General features: G+C 58.1%; 27 protein-coding genes. 25 read left to right on the forward strand and 2 right to left on the reverse strand.

From position 1 onward, the window contains the following. The first annotated feature begins 57 nt into the window (after nucleotides 1-57). The 17 genes from hemE to J2S62_RS04665 all read left to right on the forward strand — a co-directional run bounded on the left by hemE (nucleotide 58) and on the right by J2S62_RS04665 (nucleotide 14,481). Nucleotides 58-1,191 (forward strand): uroporphyrinogen decarboxylase, encoded by a 1,134-nt coding sequence (gene hemE / locus J2S62_RS04585; protein ID WP_310171919.1) that lies wholly within the window; start codon nucleotides 58-60, stop codon nucleotides 1,189-1,191. Continuing rightward, nucleotides 1,192-2,610, forward strand: coding sequence for a protoporphyrinogen/coproporphyrinogen oxidase (locus tag J2S62_RS04590; RefSeq protein WP_310171921.1), 1,419 nt, complete (start codon nucleotides 1,192-1,194; stop codon nucleotides 2,608-2,610). A gap of 45 nt (nucleotides 2,611-2,655) precedes the next feature. After that, the gene (hemQ, locus tag J2S62_RS04595; RefSeq protein WP_310171923.1) at nucleotides 2,656-3,366 is read left to right on the forward strand and encodes a hydrogen peroxide-dependent heme synthase; all 711 of its coding nucleotides are present in this window, start codon (nucleotides 2,656-2,658) and stop codon (nucleotides 3,364-3,366) included. Beyond that, nucleotides 3,366-4,370, forward strand: coding sequence for a hydroxymethylbilane synthase (gene hemC / locus J2S62_RS04600; RefSeq protein WP_310171925.1), 1,005 nt, complete (start codon nucleotides 3,366-3,368; stop codon nucleotides 4,368-4,370). The genes hemQ and hemC overlap by 1 nt, the downstream gene beginning before the upstream one ends. Next, entirely contained in the window at nucleotides 4,367-5,110 is a 744-nt protein-coding gene (locus J2S62_RS04605) for a uroporphyrinogen-III synthase (protein WP_310171928.1), read from the forward strand. The genes hemC and J2S62_RS04605 overlap by 4 nt, the downstream gene beginning before the upstream one ends. 15 nt (nucleotides 5,111-5,125) lie before the next feature. Further along, a complete protein-coding gene (hemB, locus tag J2S62_RS04610) occupies nucleotides 5,126-6,094 on the forward strand; it encodes a porphobilinogen synthase (protein WP_310171930.1) in 969 nt (322 codons plus the stop codon). A gap of 9 nt (nucleotides 6,095-6,103) precedes the next feature. Continuing rightward, entirely contained in the window at nucleotides 6,104-7,402 is a 1,299-nt protein-coding gene (gene hemL, locus J2S62_RS04615) for a glutamate-1-semialdehyde 2,1-aminomutase (protein WP_310171932.1), read from the forward strand. 220 nt (nucleotides 7,403-7,622) lie between these two features. Continuing rightward, entirely contained in the window at nucleotides 7,623-8,054 is a 432-nt protein-coding gene (locus J2S62_RS04620; protein WP_310171934.1) for a hypothetical protein, read from the forward strand. Between the two features lie 2 nt (nucleotides 8,055-8,056). Further along, complete coding sequence (locus J2S62_RS04625) at nucleotides 8,057-9,958, forward strand: SRPBCC family protein (RefSeq protein ID WP_310171937.1); 1,902 nt, start codon at nucleotides 8,057-8,059, stop codon at nucleotides 9,956-9,958. Nucleotides 9,959-10,005: 47 nt separating this feature from the next. Then, nucleotides 10,006-10,416: a gas vesicle protein GvpJ gene (gvpJ, locus tag J2S62_RS04630; RefSeq protein WP_310171939.1), complete on the forward strand. Its 411-nt coding sequence runs from the start codon at nucleotides 10,006-10,008 to the stop codon at nucleotides 10,414-10,416. 23 nt (nucleotides 10,417-10,439) lie between these two features. Beyond that, nucleotides 10,440-11,189 (forward strand): GvpL/GvpF family gas vesicle protein, encoded by a 750-nt coding sequence (locus J2S62_RS04635; RefSeq protein ID WP_310171942.1) that lies wholly within the window; start codon nucleotides 10,440-10,442, stop codon nucleotides 11,187-11,189. 14 nt (nucleotides 11,190-11,203) lie between these two features. Beyond that, the gene (locus J2S62_RS04640; protein WP_310171944.1) at nucleotides 11,204-11,437 is read left to right on the forward strand and encodes a gas vesicle protein GvpG; all 234 of its coding nucleotides are present in this window, start codon (nucleotides 11,204-11,206) and stop codon (nucleotides 11,435-11,437) included. Nucleotides 11,438-11,477: 40 nt separating this feature from the next. After that, a complete protein-coding gene (locus tag J2S62_RS04645; protein WP_310171946.1) occupies nucleotides 11,478-11,918 on the forward strand; it encodes a gas vesicle protein GvpO in 441 nt (146 codons plus the stop codon). A 29-nt stretch (nucleotides 11,919-11,947) separates the two neighbouring features. Then, complete coding sequence (locus J2S62_RS04650; RefSeq protein WP_310171948.1) at nucleotides 11,948-12,421, forward strand: gas vesicle protein; 474 nt, start codon at nucleotides 11,948-11,950, stop codon at nucleotides 12,419-12,421. Further along, nucleotides 12,418-13,371 (forward strand): gas vesicle protein GvpJ, encoded by a 954-nt coding sequence (gene gvpJ / locus J2S62_RS04655; RefSeq protein ID WP_310171950.1) that lies wholly within the window; start codon nucleotides 12,418-12,420, stop codon nucleotides 13,369-13,371. The genes J2S62_RS04650 and gvpJ (J2S62_RS04655) overlap by 4 nt, the downstream gene beginning before the upstream one ends. Next, a complete protein-coding gene (locus J2S62_RS04660; RefSeq protein WP_310171952.1) occupies nucleotides 13,364-13,693 on the forward strand; it encodes a gas vesicle protein K in 330 nt (109 codons plus the stop codon). The genes gvpJ (J2S62_RS04655) and J2S62_RS04660 overlap by 8 nt, the downstream gene beginning before the upstream one ends. After that, nucleotides 13,693-14,481, forward strand: coding sequence for a GvpL/GvpF family gas vesicle protein (locus tag J2S62_RS04665; protein WP_310171955.1), 789 nt, complete (start codon nucleotides 13,693-13,695; stop codon nucleotides 14,479-14,481). Before J2S62_RS04660 ends, J2S62_RS04665 begins: the two co-directional genes overlap by 1 nt. A gap of 85 nt (nucleotides 14,482-14,566) precedes the next feature. Here J2S62_RS04665 and J2S62_RS04670 read toward each other — a convergent pair whose 3' ends face one another. Next, nucleotides 14,567-17,107 carry an ATP-dependent Clp protease ATP-binding subunit gene (locus J2S62_RS04670; RefSeq protein WP_310171957.1) on the reverse strand — a complete coding sequence of 847 codons (2,541 nt, stop codon included), beginning with the start codon at nucleotides 17,105-17,107 and terminating at the stop codon, nucleotides 14,567-14,569. A 235-nt stretch (nucleotides 17,108-17,342) separates the two neighbouring features. Between J2S62_RS04670 and J2S62_RS04675 the strand changes: the two genes are divergently transcribed. From J2S62_RS04675 to J2S62_RS04710, 8 genes are all read left to right on the forward strand, one after another. Then, on the forward strand, nucleotides 17,343-18,266 hold the full coding sequence (locus J2S62_RS04675; RefSeq protein ID WP_310171961.1) for a hypothetical protein: 924 nt from the start codon (nucleotides 17,343-17,345) through the stop codon (nucleotides 18,264-18,266). Further along, nucleotides 18,263-18,628, forward strand: coding sequence for a GntR family transcriptional regulator (locus tag J2S62_RS04680; protein WP_310171964.1), 366 nt, complete (start codon nucleotides 18,263-18,265; stop codon nucleotides 18,626-18,628). The genes J2S62_RS04675 and J2S62_RS04680 overlap by 4 nt, the downstream gene beginning before the upstream one ends. A 240-nt stretch (nucleotides 18,629-18,868) precedes the next feature. Continuing rightward, nucleotides 18,869-20,506, forward strand: coding sequence for a peptide ABC transporter substrate-binding protein (locus tag J2S62_RS04685; protein WP_310171968.1), 1,638 nt, complete (start codon nucleotides 18,869-18,871; stop codon nucleotides 20,504-20,506). A 120-nt stretch (nucleotides 20,507-20,626) separates the two neighbouring features. After that, nucleotides 20,627-21,550, forward strand: a complete 924-nt coding sequence (locus J2S62_RS04690; protein WP_310171970.1) for an ABC transporter permease — start codon at nucleotides 20,627-20,629, stop codon at nucleotides 21,548-21,550. After that, nucleotides 21,543-22,457 (forward strand): ABC transporter permease, encoded by a 915-nt coding sequence (locus tag J2S62_RS04695; RefSeq protein ID WP_310171971.1) that lies wholly within the window; start codon nucleotides 21,543-21,545, stop codon nucleotides 22,455-22,457. Before J2S62_RS04690 ends, J2S62_RS04695 begins: the two co-directional genes overlap by 8 nt. Beyond that, nucleotides 22,454-23,500: an ABC transporter ATP-binding protein gene (locus tag J2S62_RS04700; RefSeq protein ID WP_407649897.1), complete on the forward strand. Its 1,047-nt coding sequence runs from the start codon at nucleotides 22,454-22,456 to the stop codon at nucleotides 23,498-23,500. Before J2S62_RS04695 ends, J2S62_RS04700 begins: the two co-directional genes overlap by 4 nt. Continuing rightward, nucleotides 23,481-24,521, forward strand: a complete 1,041-nt coding sequence (locus tag J2S62_RS04705) for an ABC transporter ATP-binding protein (protein WP_310171976.1) — start codon at nucleotides 23,481-23,483, stop codon at nucleotides 24,519-24,521. The genes J2S62_RS04700 and J2S62_RS04705 overlap by 20 nt, the downstream gene beginning before the upstream one ends. A gap of 77 nt (nucleotides 24,522-24,598) precedes the next feature. Further along, nucleotides 24,599-25,030: a DUF1622 domain-containing protein gene (locus tag J2S62_RS04710; RefSeq protein ID WP_310175715.1), complete on the forward strand. Its 432-nt coding sequence runs from the start codon at nucleotides 24,599-24,601 to the stop codon at nucleotides 25,028-25,030. A gap of 41 nt (nucleotides 25,031-25,071) precedes the next feature. Here J2S62_RS04710 and J2S62_RS04715 read toward each other — a convergent pair whose 3' ends face one another. Next, the gene (locus J2S62_RS04715) at nucleotides 25,072-25,818 is read right to left on the reverse strand and encodes a 3'-5' exonuclease (RefSeq protein WP_310171979.1); all 747 of its coding nucleotides are present in this window, start codon (nucleotides 25,816-25,818) and stop codon (nucleotides 25,072-25,074) included. Nucleotides 25,819-25,850: the final 32 nt, after the last annotated feature.

A 25,850-nucleotide genomic window follows, 5' to 3' on the forward strand; every position in this document is an offset into this window, starting at 1 on the left:
GGCTTTGAGAGGACACGTGCAGGAATCGCCCAGTGCTTCCTGGAATAATGAACTGCCATGACCCAAGCGTTTTCTCAGACCCCGGCGCTGCCGACCGACCACCCACTCCTAACCGAAGACTCTGCGCGCTCGACCGCCAACTCGGCGCTGATTCAAGGTTATCGAGGCCAGCAGGGTCACCGTCGACCAGTCTGGTTTATGCGCCAGGCCGGGCGTTCATTGCCCGAATATCGCAAGCTGCGCGAAGGTACGACGATGCTGGAATCCTGCTTGATTCCAGAAATGGCGTCCGAAATCACATTGCAGCCGGTCCGTCGCCACGACGTTGATGCTGCGATTTTCTTCTCGGATATTGTCATCCCACTCAAACTCGCCGGTATTGGTGTCGAGATTCAACCCGGTGTCGGTCCGGTGCTAGACCACCCGATTCGCACCGCCGAAGACATTGATAAACTGCCCGAGCTCACCGATGACATGTTTGAGCCCATCACCGAAGCGGTCAGACTCACCGTGGCCGAGTTGGGTACACGCCCACTGATCGGTTTCGCTGGAGCACCGTATACGGTGGCCGCATATATGGTCGAAGGTCGCCCGTCACGGGATCATTTAGGCCCCCGCACGATGATGCACAACGACCCAGCGGCTTGGGACCGTCTGATGGCTTGGACCGCTGAGGCCTCAGGTAGATTCCTGCGGGCCCAAGTCATGGCCGGCGCTTCGGCTGCGCAGTTGTTCGATTCCTGGGCCGGTTCATTGTCACGAACCAATTACGAGCAAAAAGTCATGCCGTACTCCGAGCAAGCCATCAAACAGGTCGCGGATCTCACCGGAGAGAACGGCGTCCCATTGGTGCACTTTGGGACCGGTACCGCCGAAATATTAGACCTCATGCGTGACGCGGGTGCTTCTGTTGTGGGTGTGGACTACCGACTGCGCCTTGATGAGGCCAACCGTCGGCTGGGCAATGCGCCCGGACCTGACGGGCGCACCACCGTCCCGCTGCAAGGCAATATTGACCCAGCGCTGCTCACTGCAGACTGGGAGGTCCTGGAAGCTCATGTGCGCGATGTCATCGCCCAGGGTGCCGAGGCCCCAGGCCACGTGCTGAACTTGGGTCACGGCGTCCCGCCCACAACGGATCCCACCGTATTGACCCGCGTGGTGGAACTGATCCACTCCATCGATTACTAAATGGCACACGTCGTCGTTGTCGGCGCAGGGTACGCCGGGCTCGTTGCAGCATATACCGCGGTTCAAGCCGGACATAGCGTAACCGTGCTTGAAGCCGCGCCAACCGCTGGCGGTGCCATCCAACCGCTGACCTTTGACCTACCAGAGGGCCCCTTAACCGTCGACGCCGGTGCCGAGGCGTATGCGGCACGCTCCCAACAGGTCGAGGAACTCATTGCGGAACTGGGCCTCGGGGAGGACCTGGTAACGCCTGATCCTGCCGGATCGTGGCTGTATTTGCCCGAAGTCGGGGCTGTGCCGGCGCCCAAGGTCGGCATGTGGGGCATCCCCGGCCATCCCAGTGCGCCAGAAGTGATCCAAGCGCTCGGGCCAGCCGGGGCAGCTCGTGCCGCCCAGGAACTGGCCATGCCCATGCATAACTGGGCTCTGCGCCGAGCCGCGGGGGAGCCCATCACCGTGGGGGAATTGGTCGTAGACCGGTTCGGGACCGCAGTATTGAACCGATTGGTTGCGCCCGTGGTTGCCGGAGTGCACTCTGCCGACCCCTACGATGTCGACATCGAAACGATCGCCCCGGGCTTGATCGATGCAGCAATCCAACACGACTCCGTGGCCCTGGCCATCGCCGAGCGCCGTGCGGCAGCCCCACCCGGGGCAGCCGTGAAAACGCTGGCCGGTGGGATGCACCGGCTCGTCGCAGCCCTCGTTGAGTACCTCCAAGATCGCGCCCAAGTGCGTTTCAATACCGAAGTCACCGCGCTGGCAGCTGACGGACCGGCGGTGCTTACCGCAGCCGGCGAGCGCATCACCGCAGACCGCATCGTGGTGGCGATCAACGGTCCCAGCGCCTTTGACCTCATGGCACCGGTTGCGCAGTTGACCGACCGGCCTGAGCTTGGGGCTGGCGTAGCTCTGGTAGCGCTGGTCGTCGATGATCCGAGACTTAATGATCATCCGCGTGGCACCGGCATGCTGGTGTCACCGGCCGCTACGACGGTCGCTGCAAAAGCCGCCACCCACGTCACAGCCAAATGGGACTGGGCCAGGCAAGCCGCCACAGCACAAGCTGATCACCGCCATGTGCTGCGTCTGAGCTACGGTCGCATCACCGACCCGGCCGACGGCTCAGCCCCCGGTCATGACACCGCTGACGCCCAGCTGTTCGACCTGGCGCTGAGCGATGCCGCTGCCATGTTTGGTCTCAAGCAGGCTCAGCTGGCAGAAGCAGTCGTCGCCCAGCAAGTCATACGTTGGCGTGAAGCAATGCCGTTGACCACCCCCGAGAACGCACAGCGGCTCAAAGCCATGACGCAAGCAGCCCGGGCCACCGACTGGTTGCACGTTACCGGCGCATGGTTTGCGGGCACCGGGCTTGCCGCCATCACCAAACACGCAACCGAGCTTTATCCACTACAGTAAGTTCTACAGACTGTAGAACAATCTCAAGCAGTACGAGGAGCATACGTGACTGAAACAACCAAAGTCGTTCAAGGTGAAGAATCAGCGACCAGCTGGTTCACGACCTACACCGTGTTTGCCCGCAAAGACGATGCCCCCCTGAAATCCGATGCAGAAGCGGCCACAGACAACGCCGAGTTCAACACGCTGATCGAACGCCTGGCCGATCAAGGTGTGACAGTCCGCGGACTCTACGATGTGTCCGGGATGCGAGCTGAAGCCGACATCATGGTCTGGATGTGGTCCAAATCCCCAGAAGCCCTGCAGGATGCGATCCGTCAGGTGCGCCGCTCGGGACTCCTATCAGGCACCAAGATGGTCTTCACCGCCATGGGCGCCGACCGGATGGCGGAGTTCAACCCAGAACACGTCCCCGCGTTCACCGAAGGTCGCAAACCACGCAAGTGGCTGTGCTTCTACCCATTTGTCCGCTCTTACGACTGGTACACCCTGGACCCGAAAGAACGTGCCCGCATGCTCCGGGACCACGGCCAGCTGGGCCAAGAATTCCCGGACGTCTGGGCCAACACCGTTTCAGCGTTCGGACTCAACGACTGGGAATGGCTACTGGGCCTGGAATCTCCACGCCTGGATCTGTTGGTCGACATGATGCGCTCGCTGCGCAATAATGAGACCCGCCACTATGTACGCGAAGAAGTGCCGTTTTATACCGGCCGTTATGTTGAAGTCGACGAAGTTGCTGAGGTGCTGGCCTAATGGCCTACCGTATTGGAACCCGCGGATCGGCATTGGCCACCACACAAACCCAGTGGGTGGCCGATGCGATGAGCGACGAGCACACCGCCTTTGAACAGGTCATCATTAAAACCAAAGGTGATGTGACGACCGGGTCGCTGGCAAATCTGGGTGGCACCGGCGTGTTCGCCACCGCCCTGCGTCAAGCGGTCATTGATGGTGAAGTCGACATGGCGGTCCACTCCCTGAAAGACCTGCCGGCCAAACAACCCGCCGAGCTGCATATCGCGGCCATCCCCGCACGGGCTGACGTACGAGATGCCCTGTGCGCGGCCAACGGCATGACGCTGGAAACCTTACCGAAGGGCGCCAAGATTGGCACCGGTTCGCCCCGTCGAGTCGCCCAACTGCTCGCGTATCGTCCCGACCTGGAAATGATCGATATCCGCGGCAACGTACAGACCCGTCTGGCACGCGTTGCGGGCTATGAACACCACCACGACAACGCCCCGGCAGCCGCTGGATCACCCAAGGGTGACCTGGATGCCGTTGTGCTTGCCTGTGCCGGAATCGACCGGCTCGGCATGGACTGGGCCATCACCGAGCGCATCGACCCGGATATCATGCTGCCGGCCCCCGGCCAAGGGTCACTAGCCATTGAAATCGCTGCCAACAAGACACTCGACGCTCCACTGGCGAACGCGCTCGCCGCGCACCAAGACACTGGCGCCCGCCTGGAAGCAACCGCCGAACGTGCCCTGTTGGCCACGCTCGAAGCGGGGTGTGCTTCACCAATCGGCGCGCTGGCCCGATTTGTCAACGGCACCCTGCACTTGGATGCCGTGGTGGCAGCCATGGACGGCTCCAAGACCATCCGGCGCCAAGCATCCACCACACTGGATGAGAGTGCAGTCACCGAGGCGACCTCGGACGCCGCCTACGCGTTGGGTGTCGAAGTCGCCCAAATGATGATCGACGACGGCGCTGATCTGCTCCCACCGGGACCCGCTCGCGGCACTCGATGAGAATTATTCTGACCCGTCAGCCCGCTCAAGCCGGCCAGATTGAGGCCGGTCTTGAGCGGTTGGGCTATCAGATCGGTTTTCTCCCGCTGACCGATTTTCAACTCCCTACCGATCTGCGCGCACTCGATGACCTGGTCACAGGGCTGCACGAAGGCCGGTGGCAGCGGCTGCTGATCACCAGCCCAAACACCATCAGAGCCCTCGCCGCTCGCGGCTGGCAACCCGCGCGCACCGAAGCACACACGACCATCGCGGTCACCGGGCCAGGCACCGCCAGAGTCCTTGCCGATCACGGTGCGACTAATACCCCCTGGATGCCCAACGCTGATGCGTCAGCCGCCGGCATCCTGGAACAATTTCCACCCGGTCCCGGCAGCCTTGCACTCCCACAGGGTGCAGCCGCCGGCGATGCCATGCGCACCGGACTGACGCACCGTGGCTGGGACGTCACGCATGTGATCGCTTACCACACCGTTGATTACCCCGCCGCACCCAACCGCGCCCTGTTGCCCGCCCACGATCAGGTACTTACCACCGACGATGTCACCGGCGATGACGTCATTGTGCTGACCGCCCCGACGGCAGCGCGCCGCTGGGCACAACGTGCCGTGCCGGTCACCGCGGTCATCGCCATCGGGCAACCAACCCGACGGGCCGCCCTTGAACATTCCCTGGACCTCGCAGCCACCGCGACCTCACCGGATGCAACAGGCATCGCCGAGGTTCTGACTCGTCTCTAACGTCGAAAGGACACCATGCTTACTCACCGTCCGCGCCGCCTGCGCCAATCGGGGCCCATGCGCAATCTGGTCGCTCAAAACCGATTGGCCCCGGCCGATCTCATCCTGCCGGTCTTCGTCAAAGAAGGCGCCGAACAACCCATCGATATTTCTTCGATGCCCGGGGTGCAACAGCACAGCATGGAGTCTCTCAAAGCTGCTGCTCGTGATGCGGCAGCCGCCGGCGTCGGCGGCATCATGCTGTTTGGGGTGCCCGAAACATTAGACGCCCGGGGCACCGCCGGGGTCGATCCCAACGGCATCCTCAATGTCGCGATTCGCGAAGTCATCGCTGAAGTGGGCGACGAGATGGTGGTCATGGCCGACACCTGCCTGGATGAATTCACCGATCACGGGCACTGTGGTGTGCTCGACGAAGCTGGCAATGTCGACAATGACGCCACCAACGAGATCTACGCTCGAATGGCTGTTGCACAGGCCGAAGCTGGGGTCCATGTGGTGTCGCCGTCGGGCATGATGGACGGCCAGGTCGGCGTCATCCGCGTGGCCCTTGATGAGGCCGGGTATCAGCACACCGCGATTCTGGCCTACTCGGCCAAATACGCTTCGGCATTCTACGGCCCCTTCCGCGAAGCCGTGGATTCGGCGTTGACCGGAGACCGGAAAACCTACCAGATGGACTCAGCCAACCGCACCGAAGCCATCTTAGAAACCGAGCTGGACATCCAAGAAGGCGCCGATATGGTCATGGTTAAACCCGCCATGTCATACCTAGACATCCTGCGCGATGTGGCCGACATGTCCACCGTCCCCGTCGCCGCGTACCAAATCTCGGGCGAATACGCGATGATCGAAGCTGCTGCCGCCAACGGCTGGATTGAACGTGAACCGGCCATGCTGGAATCCCTCACCGCGATTCGCCGCGCGGGAGCCCAAAATATTCTGACCTACTACGCCACCGAAGCTGCTCGTCTACTTGCCTAGGAGTTTTGCATGACAACAAACCAACAAGCCTTTGATACCGCCCGCGCCATTATCCCGGGTGGCGTCAACTCCCCGGTGCGTGGCTTCGGCTCCGTCGGCGGCACCCCGGCCGCGATGGTCAAAGCCACCGGCCCGTACCTAACCGACGTCGAAGACAACACCTACGTCGATCTGGTCGGATCGTGGGGGCCAATGCTGTTAGGTCATAACCACCCGGCGGTTGTCGAAGCTGTACACCAAGCCGTTGATGCCGGACTATCGTTTGGCACCTCGACGCCCAGCGAAGCCAGACTTGCTGAACTGATCGCCAAGATCATGCCCGTAGAACGCGTGCGGTTCGTGTCGACCGGAACCGAAGCGACGATGACCGCAATTCGGCTGGCACGCGGCGCCACCGGCCGAAACCTCATCATCAAATTCGCTGGCTGCTACCACGGTCACTCCGATGGTTTATTGGCCGCTGCCGGATCCGGCTTGGCAACTCACGCCCTACCAGATTCAGCCGGGGTACCCGAGGCCGTCACCAGTCAGACGCTTGTGCTGCCGTACAACGACGAAGAAGCCGTCAAGCAAGCATTCGAAGCCTACCCCGATCAGATCGCGGGCATTATCACCGAATCCGCACCAGCAAATATGGGTGTCGTCCCGCCGAAACCTGGGTTCAACAAGTTCCTGCGCGACATCACCACCCAACACGGGGCCGTCTTTATCATGGACGAAGTCCTAACCGGTTTCCGCGCCTCAGCTCAAGGTGGTTGGGGGCTGGAAAGCGCCGCCTGGACACCAGATCTGTTTACCTTCGGCAAAGTCATTGGCGGGGGACTGCCGGTTGCCTCAGTAGCTGGCTCCGCTGCCGTGATGGACTTGCTCGCACCCGTGGGGCCGGTCTATCAGGCCGGCACGCTGTCGGGAAATCCGATCGCAATGGCAGCAGGCTATGCAACCCTGACCAATGCCACCGATGAGGTCTATGAGACCATCACGCAGCGGTCCACCCAATTGCAAGCGATGGTCACCGAGGCACTACAAGCCGAAGGGGTCAATCACTCGATCCAAAACGCCGGTTCGCTGTTTTCCATCACCTTCGGTACCGCCGACACCCCTGTGGTGGATTACGCCACAGCGCAGGCCCAAGAAGCCTTCCGCTACGGTCCGTTCTTCCACGCCATGCTCGACGGTGGGGTGTATTTAGCTCCATCTGTCTTCGAAGCCTGGTTCGTCTCAGCCGCTCACGATGACAAGGCAATGAACAAGATTGCCGAGGCATTGCCTGCCGCGGCAAAGGCCGCAGCAGCAGCCACTGCCTGACATCATCGGACAACATCCGCTGGCCCTCCTCCTCCGGGAAGACCAGCGGATGTTGGCGTTTAAGGTGCATGACTTGGAGGGACGCTTTCCTTCAACCTGAGAGCCCTCTGTGCACCCCAACCGAGTCTGCTGGAATAAGTTGCGAACTGTTGTAAGCGCCACACCCCCCGGCGTATTCTGTGCTTACAACGGCCATTGATTAGCTATACATTGGAGACCGATGGGTAACAACGCAGGACAGTTAGCACTACTAGCGGCAGGCTATGCGCTAGGAAAATCCAAGACAATGCGGACAGCACTGCTGGTTGCAGGTGGCGTTGCATTCGGACGAATGACGGCCTCCCGGGATAGTGATGACGGGTCAGGTTCACTGCTGAGCGGCTTAGCGAACTCCAGCTTGGCAAACTCTGCTCGGGAGATGGTGGTCTCAACCGCCTCACAAAGCCTCGAAACGCTCAACAAAAATCTCCAGAGCCGCACAGAGTCGATGAGGAACCAAGGCGAGTCAGACGAAGACAGTCAGTCGGAGGAAGACACCGCTTCTGCCGAAGAAGACCAGACCGACGAAGAAGAATCGTCTGACCAAGAATCTGAAGACACTGAAGCTTCAGAAGAATCGTCCTCGAAGACCCAGAAGAGCGGAGGCAAATAACAATGGCTGAGAAATCTGATCAGAGCCAAGAGCAAACGCAAAGCGGTTGGGGCAACATCTTAGACTCGCTTCCTCTTGATGAACTCAAATCAAACGTCTCCGAATTTGCCAGCGCCTGGGGAGAAAATGCACTCAAAGGCGTAGGGGATAAAGTCCACGACTTCGTTGATCGCATGAGCTCCGGGCAAGGCCCAATGGGTCAGGCCGCCGCAAAAGGTGCCGAAAAACTGGCCGAAGGGGAATCACCACTCAAGGCCGGCCTCTCTGGAGCAGCTACCGGCGCCAAAGAGCAAGTCAAAGAAGCTTTCGGCGGCGGCTCCAAAGGCAGCGGTGGCGGAAAGAAACAGAAAGTCACGAACATTGTTGAAACTGTAGATGTTGGTGTCCCCGTTTCCGTGGCGTATAACCAGTGGACGCAGTTCCAAGACTGGACCGACTTTATGAAAAAAGTCGAAAACGTCGACCAAAAATCTGAAGAAAAACTTAGTTTCAAGGGCCAAGTATTCTGGTCCCACCGCACCTGGGAATCGACCATTATCCAGCAGGTGCCGGACGAGCAAATCGTTTGGCGCTCGACCGGTCAAAAAGGGTACTTTGACGGTGCGGTGACCTTCCATGAACTCACCCCGAATCTGACACGTATCGTCGCGGTGGTCGAGTACTACCCGCAAGGTTTCATGGAGAAAACCGGCAATATCTGGCGAGCCGTTGGACGTCGTGTCCAAGTCGAGTTCAAACGCTACGTCCGCCAGGTTATGACCAAAACCATTCTTGATCCCGACAGCGTCGAAGGCTGGCGCGGAGAAATCCGTGATTCTGAAGTCGTTCGGACACACGAAGAAGTGGTTGAAGAAGAGCAAGCTCAACAAGAAGAAGCCGAGAACGGTACCGACGAGGAAACCCAGGACGAGTCCGTAGGCACTGACCAGGAGTCCGCAGAGGAGGCAGCTGGCGAAGAAGAACCGGTTGACGAGACTTCTGCTGAGGAGGAACCCGCAGACGAAGAGCCTGCCGAGGAAGAACCCTTGGATGAGGACGAAGAACCTGCTGAGGAAGAGCCCGCTGAGGAAGACCAGCCTGTAGAAGAGGACTCAGAAGCCGCCGCAGCCGAAGATGAACCGGCCGAAGACGAGGAACCTGCAGAGGACGAGGAACCGGTAGAAGACGAGGAAGCCCTCGAGGAAGAACCGGGCGAAGAAGAGCCTGTTGAAGACGAGGAACCTGCGGCTGAGGAAGAACCCTTGGATGAGGACGAAGAGCCCGCTGAGGAAGACGAGCCTGTAGAAGAGGACTCCGAAGCCGCCGCAGCCGAAGATGAACCGGCCGAAGAAGAGGAACCTGCAGAGGACGAGGAACCGGTAGAAGACGAGGAAGCCCTCGAGGAGGAAACGGGCGAAGAAGAGCCTGTTGAAGACGAGGAACCTGCTGCTGAGGAAGAACCCTTGGTTGAGGATGAAGAACCTGCTGAAGAAGAGCCCGCTGAGGAAGACGAGCCTGTAGAAGAGGACTCCGAAGCAGCTGCCGCGGGGGAGGAACCCGCAGAGGACGAGGAAGCCCTCGAGGAAGAAGCGGGCGAAGAAGAGCCAGTTGAAGACGAGGAGCCAGTCGCTGAGGAAGAACCCGCCGAGGAAGAAGAGGCTGAAGGTTCTGCCGAAGACGACGGTGAGGAAACTTCCGATACGAGATCTTCGACGCGCTCGAGATCTACGCGGAGTTCATCCAAGAAATCGACTTCCGGTGGAACAAGAAACTCATCTGCCGGCGGTCGTTCGAAAAATACCGGCGGACGGTCCAGAAGCTCGAGATCGTCGAAGTCTAAGAGCTCGTCCGGTGGCTCCAAGAATACGAAGAGTTCAAATAGCAAACGATCCAGTACGACCCGGAAATCCCCCAAGAGTAGCTAAGCGGCTGCTTGAAGTCGGCCCATGCTACTGAGCGAAAGGCAGACACCATGACACAAACGCCGACACGACGTTCTCAGGGAAGTTATGTTGATCGTCCATCGTCGAGCTCGCTTGCGGATGTTGTCGAGATGATTCTTGATAAAGGATTAGTCATCGACATCTACGTGCGCGTCTCGTTGGTTGGGATCGAAATTCTGACAATTGACGCCAGAATTGTCATCGCGAGCGTTGACACTTACCTGCGGTTTGCGGAAGCCACAAACCGTCTGGACCTGACGCAACAGGGCGGTAAAGACCTTACCGAAATGTTGGAGGGTGTCACCGAGAGCGGTTCTAAAGGCAAAGTCGGAGGAGCGGTTGAAGGCATTAAAGATGCACTGACCTCTGACGACGATGACGATGACGAAGAACGGCAGAAGAAAGCCGCTCCCAAGCGTCAAAAACAATCCTCTGAATAACGAGAAGTATAGACAGGACATAAATGACCGTGAACGAGGAGTCAGACCAGCTGTACGTGTACGGCATCATTCCTGCTTCCGCAGAGCTTCCGGCGCAGCTTATTGGTATCGAAGGATCGCCTGTAGAAGTCAGCCGGTTCGATGATTTGGCAGTTGTGGTGACTCCGGTCGATCCGGATGCAGAGATAGGGACCCCGGATAACCTCTTGGCGCACAGTACGGTCTTAGATGGTATTGCAGCTGAGATCCCCGTCCTGCCAATGGCATTCGGAACGATCGTGCCGACTGCTGAGGAGCTTCACGAAACGGTCTTAGTCGAGAACGAAGCGAACTATTTGGAGGCTTTAGAGCGATTAGACGGGACCGCACAATATACTGTGCGGGCCCGTTATATCCGCGATGCGGTCTTAGGCGACTTGATCGAAGAGGATCCTGAGGTGGCACGATTGCGGGAACGAATTTCCGGAACGACCGAGGATGAGACCCGGCAAGAACGAATTGAGCTTGGCGAACTTATCGTAGGTGCTTTCGACCGTCTTCGGGTCGATCATGCACAGCAAATCATCGATGCAGTCTCACCCACGGTCGAAGATCTCGTAGAGCAAGAGGCTGGCCAAGTCGAAGACGTTGTTGAGCTAGCCGTATTGGTTCACCGAGATACTGTTACGGAATTTGAAAATGCTCTCGAGACTGTAGCCGGACAGCTGCATCGCAGAATACACTTTCAATTACTCGGTCCGCAGGCCCCCTACGACTTCGTAGGAGAGCAATAGCAGGAGGGACGAACATGGGGTTATTTTCTGGCATATTTTTTGGCCCCATCAAGGGCACTATTTGGGTGGCTGAACAACTTAAAGAAGAAGCCGAGCGCCAGTTCTATGACCCCGGAGCGATTCGTCGGCAACTCGAAGAGGTCGCCCGAGCACGTGAAGATGGCAGACTTTCTGATGAGGAAGCAACCGAGCAAGAAAAGGAACTCGTTCAGCGGCTGCTCACGGCACGCAGGCGCGAGGCGGAATAACCCTTACCCAGATGCTGACCCCTAACAGATCGGCAGAAACATGACGGAACAGCGGCAAGACAGCAGCGAGACGAAGAAGACGAGCCAAACGACTCGGACACGGCGCCCGAGCTCCTCCAGTGAGGAATCCGCGCCGAAACAACGCACTCAGACCAAGAGTTCAACGCGCTCCTCTGACACTTCGAAGAGCGGGCAGACAACGACAAAACGTCAATCGAAACCAAAAATTTCAGCAAGTAAGGCCACGGTGGCAGCACTAAAACAACTCCAGTTATTGACCACGCGTACGCCCGAATCAGTCGTGGGTCTGGAAGCTCATGAGGATGGCTGGCGGATTACGGTTGAAGTCGTGGAATCTGCCCGTATCCCGAATACCGCCGACATCATGGCCGAGTATGAGGTAGATGTCGATGGTAGCGGCGATCTTACCGGCTACTCCCGTAAGTCTCGTTACTTCCGAGGACGCACACAAGCTGATTAATCGACGGGTCTTCAAGGAGGCTGCATTACATGACGGTCGCACGTGGTGGATCCAATCGCGGAATGGAACCGCAACGAAGCCGTGAAGGCACCCTCATTCACGTGGTGGAGACGCTCCTGGACAAAGGCCTCGTGCTCAATGCAGACATCATGGTCTCCGTGGCAGGGGTTGAACTGCTGGGTATCCGTATTCGAGCTGCCTTGGCATCATTTGAAACTGCGGCCCGTTACGGCCTGGAATTTCCCGCCGGTACGAATACAGAAACCGTTGCCTGGCGACAAGCAATCGAAACCAAAGAAACATGTCCTGAATGTGGTAAATCCTCACCGGTCGATAAACTCCTCAACGAATTCTGCCCGTGGTGCGGCTGGCAGTCGGCACAGGCTCTCCAGAACAATTCGCAACCGGCTCACTCGAGCGCACAAGCCGTAGAAACGGATGAGGACCAGCAGGCAGCAGCAACGGCTGAGGACGAAGAAGAACCCGCACGGAAGCAATCATGAGTGACCTGGCATCTCGTCCCCCGGAGTCAAGGGCCCCCATGGAGCCGGTCCGGAACCCTGATGTAACGCTGGCTGATCTCATAACCGTCCTGCTCGATAAGGGTACCTACCTAAACGTTGATCTCATTATCTCCGTCGCCGACATTCCCCTCATCGGAGTCAATCTGCGCGCCACCATCGCCGGCATGGAAACCATGCTGGAATACGGCATGATGCGCGACTGGGACGAAAAAACGCGTGCTTGGGTCCGTAAATCGGTAGCACGCCACTTCCCCCTGGCCGAAGGCGAGGAAATAGTAGCCAAAATGGCGGGCGGCCACTATCAAGAGGACTTTGCCAAGACGTGGCGCCCAGGTGGGCTGTATCTGACCAACCAACGCTTGGTCGTGTTTCGACGCGACCCAAAAGAAGTGCTGTGGGAGATCGATTTGGCACATATTTATGCATTGCGACTTCACGACCAGCGCACCATCGGTTCAGAAACTCGCACCCGGCTACTCGTCGAGACAGCAGACGGGACGACAACGATGCTCTCTGCTGCTGCACCACAACGCATGCGCGAACTGATCGCACAATCCCGCCCGATGGTAAAACTGCCAGGGGCCCCAGCAACCCCAGATGCCGAGACGAAATCAAGTACTCATGCCTGGGCACTGGAAACCCGAGCCAGCGGAGAAACCTGGCGTGGCGGTTCACTAAAAGTAGACGATGATCGTCTCACATGGCAAGCACCGCTTGATGCGCGTCCCGCCGTGAACCTGGCGTGGGAAGAACTGACCGGTATCGAACTGGTCGAACGCAAAGCCCCCTCCGGTCACAACGCTGTCTTATACCTCACGGGTGAGAACACAGCCGCGTATCTTGCGATCGCACAGCCTGAACAATGGCTACAAACCTTCCGCTCCAAAATGCCCCAGCATGTCGACACGAAAGAGGGGTCCGATGCTTGAAATCGATGAAAACAGTCTCAAACACGGGGTGCTTACTCTCGTCGTGACCCTGGTCGAGGTGATCCAAGAGGCGCTAGAAACCCAAGCAGTGCGTCGTCTTGAGGGCGGAGACCTCACGGAAGAAGAACAAGAACGCCTCGGAGACGCACTCATGGAACTCGATGAAGCTATGGACGAGATCAAAGCCGAACACGGGATTACCGCTTCAGTGGAAGACTTACACCGTGGGCTCGATGATGTGGTGGATGAAGTCATAGATAAATTAATCAACCCCGCACGGTGGGCTGAAGAAGCACAAGGAGAAGGGCAGGCGATGCCATAATGACCACCGGGTTATACGTGTACGCCCTAGTGCCCGCGGACAGTGTCGCCACCTCAGAGCTGCCAGCTGGAATCGATGGCGCGCAGCTTCGGCTCGTCAATAGCGACGGGATCACCGCGATTGTGCACGAGTCTGAAACCGAGCCGTACCAGGGAGCTGACTCTGATGTGCAACGTTGGATCCTCGAACACAGTCAGGTCGTGGATGAGGCTTGGCACGCTGCCGGCACGGTGCTACCGATGACGTTCAACGTGATCGTCGCGCCGGACCCTGAGACCCAACAGGATGCTGCACAGCGACTCGAACAGTGGCTGGCTGCATCCGGTGCCACCATTCGCGACCACCTCGAACGCTTGCGCGAATACGTGGAGCTACGCGTCGACATCTCACTAGACGAAGAAGCCGCCACGGCCTCGCACGAAGATCTCGTGCAGATGCGCCAGGAGGCCGAGACGCGTCCGGCCGGCGTGCAACGGCTCTACCGAAAGCGGATAGAAGAGCGCACCAAACAGGTCGCAGATCGCATGGCGGACGAACTCTATCCCGAATACCGGCAACGACTAGTCGCCCTAGCAGAAGACATGGTCGAAAACGCACGCTTGGGTAAAACCCCGGGCAACGTCACCGTGCTGACCGCCTCGCTGTTGGTCCACAGAGACCAAATCGACGCGGTGGGCGTTGAGCTGGCCGACATTCGAGACACCCAACCGGGGATCAACATCCGATACCTCGGACCATGGCCGCCATACTCATTTTCTGACCTGCCAGAAATGAGCGAACAGGCGTAGCCCTTCAAACATGACCAGGCCGGGTGGTTGCTGTCAACACAGCAACCACCCGGCCTGGTCATGTTTTACCGCCTAGACGCGGAGATTAGGCGGCAATAGCCTTCTCTGCTCGAATCGGTTTGGCAACCAGCGCGTCGTCTTCCACGGTGACCTGTACGGTATCGCCAGCTCCAACGGCTTCGGCAACCAACAGATCCGCCACCTGATCGTCCAGCTTGCGCTGAATGACGCGACGCAGCGGGCGAGCACCATAAGCTGGCTCGTAACCTTCTTCGGCAATCCAGTCCCGAGCTGCTTGATCGACTTCCAGGCTGATGTCCTGGGCGGCCAAGCGCTGTTCGGATGCTTGCAATTGCATACCAACGATGTCGCGCAACTGCTCACGGGTCAGCGGGTTGAACAACAGCGTGTCGTCAATGCGGTTGAGGAACTCCGGACGCATGAATTCACGCAACCGGCCCATAACTTTCTGCTTGATGTCACGCTGAGTGCTTTCGGCATCACCGGAGACGAACCCTAATGGGGCATTCGAAGACATGTGCTCCGAGCCCAGGTTCGAAGTCATAATGACCACGGTGTTGCGGAAGTCCACGGTGCGACCCTGTCCATCGGTCAAGCGTCCATCATCTAATACCTGCAATAGCAGGTTGAAGATATCTGGATGTGCCTTTTCGATTTCGTCCAGTAGGATGACCGAGTACGGACGACGACGCACCCGTTCGGTCAGTTGACCGGCCTCATCGTAACCCACATAGCCCGGAGGGGCACCGACCAGACGAGACACCGTGTGGCGTTCGCCGAATTCCGACATATCGAAACGCACCATGGCGTCTTCGTCGTCGAACAGCGACTCAGCCAGGGCCTTGGCCAGTTCGGTTTTCCCCACACCGGTCGGGCCGAGGAACAAGAAACTGCCGACCGGACGGGATGGATCAGCCATCCCGGTGCGGGAACGACGCACGGCTCGGGCGATCGCAGTGACCGCATCGTCTTGGCCTATGACCCGTTCGTGGAGTTCGGCTTCCAACCGCGCCAGACGAGATTTCTCCGCCTCGGTCATGCGTGCCGCCGGGATACCGGTGGCACGAGAGACCATTTCAGCGATTGCGGCCTCATCGACTACCGATGAGGTCGAGGCCGGGCGAGCGGCGGCTTCGGCCAGCTGCTGGCTGACCTCTTGCACCCGATCGCGGAGTTCCCCGGCGCGTTCGTAGTTTTCTGCGTTGACGGCAGAGTTCTTCTCCGCTTCCAACTCAGCCAACTTCGAGCGCAGCGCTTCAATGTCAGTTGCCGAATCGCCAACCGGACCACGCTGCAATGACAAGCGGGCTCCGGCCTGGTCAATCAGATCAATGGCCTTATCGGGCAAGAACCGATCCGTAATGTACCGGTCTGATAATTCAACGGCGGCACGTAGCGCGTCATCGGTGTAGGTCACCTGGTGATGGTCTGCGTACCGATCGGCAAGCCCATGAAGAATCTGCACCGCGTCCTCAACCGAAGGTTCACCCACGGTGATCGGTTGGAAGCGACGTTCAAGCGCCGAGTCCTTTTCAATCGTGCGGTACTCTTTGAGCGTGGTCGCTCCGACCATGTGCAGGTCACCGCGTGCAAGCCGTGGTTTCAGGATATTTCCGGCATCCATACCACCGGATTCACCAGAGCCACCGGCGCCGACGACCGTGTGCAGCTCGTCGATAAAGACGATCGTGTTGCTGTCTTCCGCCAGCTCCTCGATCGCGCCGGTCAAGCGCTCTTCAAAGTCACCGCGGTACCGGGTCCCAGCAATCATGCCGGGAAGATCCAGGCTGATGACACGGCGCCCCTTCAACTGTGCGGGGACTTTTTCTTCGATGATCGCTTGAGCCAGACCTTCCACAATGGCGGTCTTGCCGACACCGGCCTCACCGATGAGTACCGGGTTGTTCTTGGTTCGACGAGCCAGGACCTCAATGGTTTGTTCAATTTCCTGGTCGCGCCCGATAACTGGATCCAGGCGACCGGCTTTGGCTTCTTCTGTCAGATCCAGGCCGTATTTTTCAAGCATGGACTCCTCAGAGTCGCCCCCAGCCTGTTGCTGGGCTGCTTGCTGGGCGTGGGCTTGCTGGGCCCCAGCCTGCAGCGACTGCGGGGTTACACCGGCTTGAGCCAGCAGACCACCGGCAGGGGAGTCCTGGTTCAACACGAATGCGAAGAACACGTGCTCAGGGTTGATATAGGTCGAACCCATGCCGCGAGCCACTTGGTATGCATCCAAGAGCACTTTTTGTGCAGAGCCATTCAAAGTTGCAGCAGAGGCACCTTGATCTTCCACCGGGGCGGGTAGCTGCTCATCCACAGCGTTGATAATGGCTTTTGGTTCGACGCCAGCCTGGCGGACGCCGGCTGCCGCAGGGTCATCTTCGAGCATGACGCGCAGAATGTGCAGTGCGTCGACTTCAGTTTGACCGCGTTCTACCGCAAATTTGGCAGCATTGGTTACGATCTCGTGGGTCCGCTTGCTCAGCAAGCGGTTGATGTCGACGGGGCTCGCCTGTCGTCCCGGGCGCTGGCCCTGTAGGAAGCGAGCAATAAAATCGTCGAAGGATCCGCCATCTGAACCGGCGGGGCCGAAAAATGCAGGCATTCTTGTCCTCCTAGTACAGGTGAGCATCCTGCCCACCTCGAAAGTTGAGTGCATCTAACTCAAGTAACGCATCGTTGATTTGGATTATTCCGAAAAGGTTCGAATTTTGCAAGAAAGTTGAGTCATAGTGACTCAGGTATCCGGCCAGCGTCCCTGCTGCGCGCTCATAGATTGTATTGACACAATCAAGCTGGGAGGAGTACGGTGATTGTATTGATACATTGAAAGGTTCGTCATGAGTATCGCTATCTGGATCGTTATAGCTTTGGTGTGCTTCGTTATCCCGGCTACCGCCCTGACCCAAGGAGGGAGTCGAAATCCGCAACGTAAGCAGCTTGCGGCGCACGCCCAGCAGGTGGGACTGCCGTTGCCGGCTGCTATGGTGCCGGCGGTGGTTCAGCGTATCAAGCGACGTCAGCGCGGCATGGGAATTGGCGGCGCCACCGGCATCGTGATCGCCACGCTGATCTTCATCGTGTTTTTCGACAATGAGGACGGGGTGGCCCCCGCTTTACTGATTTTCCTCGCCGGCGCAGGTACGGCGCTTGGTGGTGCCTGGGCGATTGCAGCATTTCGGCCAGACCCCGAAGCCGATCGTCCGACAGTGGCGCGCACCCGTTCGATTGGGTTATCGGACTACCTCACCAGGGGTGAACGATTCGGCTTCTGGCTGGTTCCTCTGGTCATGGTGATTGGTTCGCTCGGCGGGGCCGTCCTGCTGCAGCAGCTCCCCGAGATGCCCGGGGTAAACGGTGTGCTAATGGGCAGTAGCATCGCGTTTGCGGCGCTGGTGACATGGGGTATCGCTTTCGTTGCGATCCGGAAAGTGCTGGACGCACCGGCTCGCAGTGCATCCGAGCTCGAACTCGCCTGGGACGATGCCGAACGTGCTGACGGGTTGCGCCAAGTCACGAACCTCACGATCGCCGTCGGCGGGCTTTCGTTAGTATTCTGGCTTATCTGCATCAGCGAAGCGCTCATCTTCGATGGCTTCTACCGTGAGAACGAACCACTGGCCTGGATGATGGGTGGCATCTCGCTGGCCTTTTATGGGCTATTGATCGCGGTCATGGCCTGGGGTCCGATGTCAGCATGGCTGACCGGTCAACGGAAGGGCTATGAACAACGCCAGCTCTGGCCGACAGGGGTGTCGTCGTGACGGTTTTGCGCCTTGATCCGGCAGCTGAGGTGCCACCATATGAGCAACTGCGACGCCAACTTATCCAGCAGATCCAGTCTGGTCAGCTACCTGAAGAAACACGACTCCCTGCGGTGCGGCGGTTGGCGGCAGACCTAGGGGTTGCTCCCGGCACGGTGGCTCGAGCATATAAGGAATTAGAAACCGAAGGCTATCTCGAAACTCGGGGTCGCCACGGAACGATCGTCGCCGCTCAAGCCCAAGGGGAGCACGGGCCAAAAGCCCAAGAGCTGACTGCCCACTATGTCCAACGGATGCAGCAGCTAGGGCTAACACCTAACGAGATTATCGCAGCAGTGCACCGGGCTTTACCGCACGACTGACAGGCGAGGTGGGTGGGTTCCCAGTACCATGATGTAGATTTCAGCGCCCTCGTTAGGCGAACTGGCACCACTGCCACGTCCGGCAGGTGCATGGTTGCTAACATAGCTCCACTCTCGCTTAAATCAGTGGTTCATCTGCAGGGATACCTGAAATTAGCGTGTCATTCATGTAATATGTATCACACTCATCACTACTTGTAGTAATGAGTATCACATCGCACCTTGATGGAGGATCGACGCATGAAACATCGCAAATTAGTAGGTGCCCTTGCCATAACAGCTGCCTCAGCGCTGGCCCTTTCAGCCTGTGCCCCGGGCGGCAATGGGGGAGACGGTGGCACCGATGACGGTGCTGTTAATGGCGAGGCAGCCCAGCCCGTTGACGGGGGCGGCGCTGTCTCGATTTACAACTGTGAACCGCAGAATTTACTGCCCGGTAACAGCACCGAAGTGTGCGGGTCTAAAGTTCTCGAACAACTCTTTACCGGGCTCACTTCAGTTGACTACGAAGATATTGAAGTCGTCCCCGGGGTCGCCGAGAGCTGGGAGAGTGACGATAACATCACGTGGACCTTTGAGCTGAACCAAGACTGGACCTTCCACAACGGTGATCCCATTGATGCTCAGACTTTTGTCGACACCTTCAATTGGACCGTGGATCCCGACAATGCCCAAGCCAACGCCGGCTTCTACGACAGCTTCCTCGGCTACGACGAAGTCGTCAATGGTGACGTGGAAGAACTGGAAGGCGTACGCGCTGTTGATGACTACACGCTAGAAATCGAACTGGTAGAGCCCTTCGGGGATCTGCCCATGATGCTTTCTTACACCGGGTTCTATCCACTTCCTCAAGACGCCATAGACGACATCGACACCTTCGAATCCGCCCCGGTCGGTAACGGCCGATACCAGATGGATGGCGAATGGGTTCACGATGTCGAAATCAAGATGACCCGTTACGAAGACTGGCCTGGTGAGGAACCGGGTGTACCCGAGAGCATCGAATGGCGAATCTATAGCGATGTGGACACCGCGTACATGGACGTTCAATCAGGCGAACTCGACATTGTCGATAACGCACCACCGAATCGGTTTGCGAGCTTGGAAGCCGACTTCGGTGACAATTGGGTAGCCTCCGAAACCTCATCGTTTACCTACCTGGGCTTCCCGATGTATCAGGAAGAATTCACTGACGCCGACATCCGGCATGCGGTTTCGATGGCCATTGATCGGCAAGCGATTCTCGATTCGATCTTTGATGAACGCCACACGGCAGCTCACAGCATCATTCCACCCACGCTGCCCCAAGGTCGCGAGGACGCCTGTGGTGAGCAGTGTCAATTTGATCCGGAAGCTGCCTCTGATCTCTATGAACAAGCTGGTGGACCCTCCGAATTGACCTTGTACTTCAACTCGGGTGCGGGGCACGAGGATTGGATGGAAGCTGTTGCGAACCAGTTGCAGCAGAATCTGCCGATCGATTCAATTAGTTTCGAATCCTTGGAATTCGCGCAGTACCTGGATCTGCAGGAGAGCGAAGAGATCACCGGTCCATACCGTCTCGGCTGGGTACTGTCCTACCCCAGCCCGCAGTACGCGCTGGAACCGATCTACACCACTGACGCCTCATCGAACTACTTCGGCTACTCAAGCGAAGAGTTCGACAGCCTCATCGACGAAGCCAACGCCGCCGAAGAAGGCGAATCCGACGAGCTCTATCAGCAAGCTGAAGACATACTGCTAGAAGATATGCCAGCTGTCCCACTGTGGTTCCAAGACTTCCACACGGTGTATTCAGATCGCATCGACGGTGAGAGTATCAACGTAGATCCGCGAACCTTCCTGCGCGTCGAAGAGGTAGTCGTCACACAGGAATAACCTCCTACCGGCAAACAGGTATCCGGTCTGTCCGACATAGTGCGGACGGACCGGTCCTGTCCCACGTGAGGTAGCACATGAGCTACCTCAACTTCGTATCTGACTGGTCGAAGGACTTATATGATTCGCTACATTCTTCGGCGCATGCTGCAGTTCATCCCGGTGATACTGCTATCGACATTTATTGTCTACGCGCTGGTATTCGCGATTCCGGGCGATCCGATTCGTGCACTGAGCGGGGACAGACCCATGCCCGAAGCGGTCCAACAAGCTCTGCGCGACCAGTACAACCTCGACGACAACCTGTTCGTCCAATACTTCAAATACATTGGCGGGGTAGTCATGGGCGATTTTGGCACTACCTTCCAAGGGCGCCCCGTTGCCGACATCGTCGCCCAACGTCTTCCCGTAACGTTGTATTTGGCGATGGTAGCGCTGATTTTCCAAACCGTGCTGGGCTTCATCGCCGGTACTCTAGCAGCCCTCTACCGCGACCGTTTCATCGACCGTCTCGTCCAAGTCTCATCCGTGGCTGTGGTTGCCATCCCGGTACTGGCCATCGCCTTCGGGTTGCAGTTGATTTTCGGCCTTCAGTTGGGTTGGTTTCCGATCGCGGGAGCCGGTGCCGGGCTACAAAGTTACATCCTGCCGGGTTTCACACTCGCTGCGGTCTCGACCGCGCTCGTGGCACGTCTCCTGCGCAACTCGCTGGTCGAGACACTGGGCTCGGACTATGTTCGCACCGCCACCGCCAAAGGCCTACCGCGCGGACGGGTCGTCGGGCGCCACGCTATGCGCAACGCGCTCATACCAGTGGTGACCTTCATTGGGGCTGATCTCGCCACCATGATCGGTGGCGCGATCATCACCGAGTCAGTCTTTAACCTTCCGGGGATCGGACAACAGGTTTTTCAGTCGATCCAGCAACAAGAAGGCACCGTGGTGGTCGGGATCGTGACCATCCTGGTGATCTTCTTTGTAGTCGTTAACCTGATTGTCGACATCGTGTACGCCTACCTTGATCCGAGGATTCGTTATGAGTGAGCTGATCGAAGCACGGCACGACCCGACTGAAGCTCGTGCCACCGGCGCGAAACCCGAAGAGGACGCTAGCCTGTGGAAAGACGCCTGGCGCAGCCTACGCACTAACCCGTGGTTCATCATCTCGGGGATCATCCTGATCATTATGGTGCTCATGGCAATCTTTCCGCAGCTGTTCACCAATACCAGTCCACAAGAATGTCTGTTGGAACGCAGCCGGCAACGACCGTCAGCCCAGCACTGGTTCGGAACCGATATTCAAGGCTGTGATTACTACACCCGTGTGATCTACGGGGCGCGAGCTTCAATCGCCGTGGGCGTCGTGGTCGCTGCCTTATCGGTAGCCGTTTCCATCATTCTGGGCTTGGTGGCCGGTTACTTTGGCCGATGGATTGACACCGTCATATCGCGTTTTGCCGACATGGTGTTTGCCATCCCGTATTTCTTAGGTGCCATAGTTTTCCTCAATGTCTTAGAATCCCGCGGAATTCTAGAAGTCGCCTTCGTGCTGACGATTTTCACCTGGCCAATCACGATGCGTTTGATGCGCGGAGCAGTCATGGCCGTGACAAATAACGAATTCGTCCTAGCAGCCCGGGCGATGGGCGCCGGGCACATGGCCATCATGCGCAGACACATCCTGCCGAATTCGCTGGCCCCCATCCTGGGGTATTCCTCAATCTTGGTCGGGCTGATGATATCCGCCGAAGCCGCTCTGACCTTCCTCGGGGTTGGTCTCCAACTGCCCTCAATTTCTTGGGGACTGCAACTATCCAACGCCCACGGATACATCCAAACCGTGCCCCACCTGTTGGTGTTCCCCCTGATATTTGTGGCGATCACTGTGTTCGCGTTCACCGTGATGGGCGATGCCATCCGCGATGCCATCGATCCCAAAATTAAGAAATGAGGGCCGACAAGGTGCAATCGACCAACCAGACCGCTCCATTGCTGGAAGTCCGTGACCTGCACGTTGAATTTCGTACCAAATCCGGCGTGGTCCAAGCCGTCAACGGACTGAACTTCACCCTTGAAGCCGGTCAAACATTGGCCATCTTGGGGGAGTCGGGATCCGGGAAATCCGTGACCGCACAAGCCATCATGGGAATTTTAGATATCCCACCCGGCAACATCTCTGGCGGTCAAATCCTCTTCCACGGCGAGGACCTGTTGACCATGCCCGAAGAGCGGCGACGTCGACTCCGCGGACGCAACATCGCGATGATCTTCCAAGACGCGCTGTCAGCGTTGAATCCGGTGTATCCGGTCGGATGGCAGATTGCCGAAATGTTCCGGGTCCACCACAAAATGAACCGCAAACAAGCACGGGAACGGGCCATCCAGCTGATGCAACGGGTGGGAATCCCAGCGGCCGAAGATCGGGTGGGAGACTACCCGCACGAATTTTCTGGGGGAATGCGACAACGCATCATGATCGCTATGGCCATCGCATTAGACCCCGAGCTACTCATCGCCGATGAACCCACAACCGCGCTGGACGTCACCGTTCAGGCTCAAGTAATGAAGCTTCTCAAAGACTTGCAAGATGAATTCACCATGGGGATGATCCTGATCACCCACGACCTGGGAGTTGTGGCGGATGTAGCTGACGAAATCGCTGTCATGTACGCCGGGCAAGTAATGGAAGCCTCTGACGTGTTTGAAATCTACCGGCACCCCTCACACCCCTACACTCAAGGCCTGCTGGATTCTATTCCACGGATCGATGGCACCGATGGGCGGCTGCGGGCCATCGAGGGACTGCCACCCAAACTCACCGACCTTCCACCGGGCTGTCTATTTCAGCCTCGCTGTCCGATGGCCACAGAACTATGCGTAGCCGAACGACCAGGACTGCTGCCGGTGATCCAAGACCACGTTTCTGCCTGCCACTACCGTGATCAGCTGCACCCCGACGCCACCCAGGAGCATCATGATGACATCACCCACTGATCCCTTCGCCGACCGCGAGGTCGTGCTCGACGTCCGCGGCTTGGTCAAACACTACCCATTGCGCCGCGGGGTCATCTTTCAGAAACAAATTGGTGCAGTCCAGGCCGTTGATGGCATCGACTTGCAACTACGTCGCGGTGAAACACTGGGCATTGTCGGTGAATCGGGTTCCGGGAAATCTACGTTGGCCAGATTATTAGTTCGGTTGGAAGAACCCGACGCGGGTGAGATTGAATTCCAGGGCGAAGACTTTCTTGCTGTCTCCGGGGACAAGCTACGACGCCTACGTCGCAAGATCCAGATCATTTTCCAGGACCCATATACCTCGTTGAATCCGCGCATGTCGGTAGGCGATATTGTGGCCGAACCATTCCGCGTCCACCCGGATGTCAAACCTCAACAAGGGATCCGCACACGTGTCCAGGAACTACTTGATGTTGTCGGTCTGAACCCGGAACACATTAACCGCTACCCACACCAATTTTCTGGCGGACAACGTCAACGTATTGGTATCGCTCGTGGGCTGGCCCTGAACCCAGATGTCATTATTTTGGACGAACCGGTCTCGGCACTCGATGTGTCGGTACAAGCCCAAGTGATGAACCTCTTAGATGACCTGCAAGTCGAATTCGGCTTGTCATATATTTTCATTGCCCATGACCTGTCGGTAGTACGCCACATCTCCGATCGTGTCGGGGTGATGTACCTGGGCAAGATTGTGGAAACCGGTACCGAGGAAGAAATCTATGGCGCCCCGGCCCACCCGTACACTCAGGCGTTACTGTCTGCGGTGCCAGTGCCGGACCCGACACTTCGCGGGCAACGGGAACAGATCGTACTGCAGGGGGACCCGCCCAGTCCGGCCAATCCGCCTTCAGGGTGCCGTTTTCGCACCCGATGTTGGAAGGCTACTGAGATTTGTGCTGAACAAGTGCCAGCACTAGTCACACGTCCCGGGACCGATCATCCCTCGGCGTGCCACCATGCTGAAGTTCGTGAAGATCTGACCCCCGCCTCCTGACGCGGGAGGGCTTTCCAACACGACAAACGGTCTCGGTAAGAACACAATTTCCATGCGTCCTCCAGGAGTCTCACGTGATGTCCCTCGAAGCTGTCGTTGAAGTGATTGTCCTGGTCCTTGAGGGACTCGGCGTGGTGACCATGACTATCGGTTTTGTGATCGCGGGATACTTCGCACTGCGCGCGCTGGTGCATCGCAGAGGCGGACGTGCCGCCTTTCACCTGGTGCGCACCATGGTGGGGTCAGCGATTCTGTTGGGCTTGGAGATTCTGGTTGCTGCCGATCTCATCCGGACCGTGATGAATCCCTCGCTCGAAGAAGCAGTAGTGCTTGGCATCATTGTCATCATTCGAACGTTGCTGAGCTTTTCCATCCAAATTGAAATTGATGGGGTCTTGCCGTGGAAGAGAGCCCTGCTGACCAACGGCGGCAAACTCCTGGCAGAAACCATAGAGAATGAACGTGGTGACAGCCAGCAGCCCGACGCGGGGCAGGCCCGTCCTGCGTAAGATCTTCGGGCGCCCAAAGACAATCCCAACTTAGGGTGAGATCATGCAGGAGCCAGAGCGGGTGGGTGCTCCACAGGCCAATCTCGAGAGACTGTCGCTTGGGGATTCTTGCGCCGCAAATACTGTTCAAAGCTTGCCGCTTGCTCGGCTTTCCATCGGATCTGGTGGTTAAAAATCGTCTCCAGTGGCACATCGAAGCGTTCCGGATGCTGGGCCACCATGGCTTGAGCAACCTGGACGGCAGCAATCGAATCGGCCAGGGACGTGTGAGCAGCATCAAGGGTAACCCCGTAGTGAGCCGACACAGCTTCGAGGGTCCGTTTTCCCTTCCGGTAGGTGTCGACATGTTTATCCAACACGTATGGATCCACCACACCAGCCACCGCGAACTCGCCCATTTGGCGGCGAGCCATCTCAGCGGTCAGCACCGTGAAATCGTAGACCCCGTTATAGGCCACGACCGGGACACGGTGATACATGAAATCCATCAGCGTAGCCACAATTTCACCCAACCCCAGGGTCGCATCCATCCCATGGGCTCGAGCATGCTCGGTGGTAACCCCGTGCACCGCGGCCGCTTCAGCAGGGATCTCGACCTCGGGATCAACCAGCCACTCGGCGGTGGCACGCAGCTGACCCTGCGGATCCAGCAGCACAATAGAGGCCGTCACAATACGCGCGGTGTGCGGGTTACGGCCGGTGGTTTCTAAATCAAACCCCACTAGCGTCCCAGCATGCCAGGGCTCGGTCGGACCCGGGATGGCCAAGACGCGTTCAGGATTGAGCATGTTTCCAAAATACCTTGTCGCTGACCGGAATT

It is taken from the genome of Enteractinococcus fodinae (assembly GCF_031458395.1).
GTDB lineage: Bacteria > Actinomycetota > Actinomycetes > Actinomycetales > Micrococcaceae > Yaniella > Yaniella fodinae.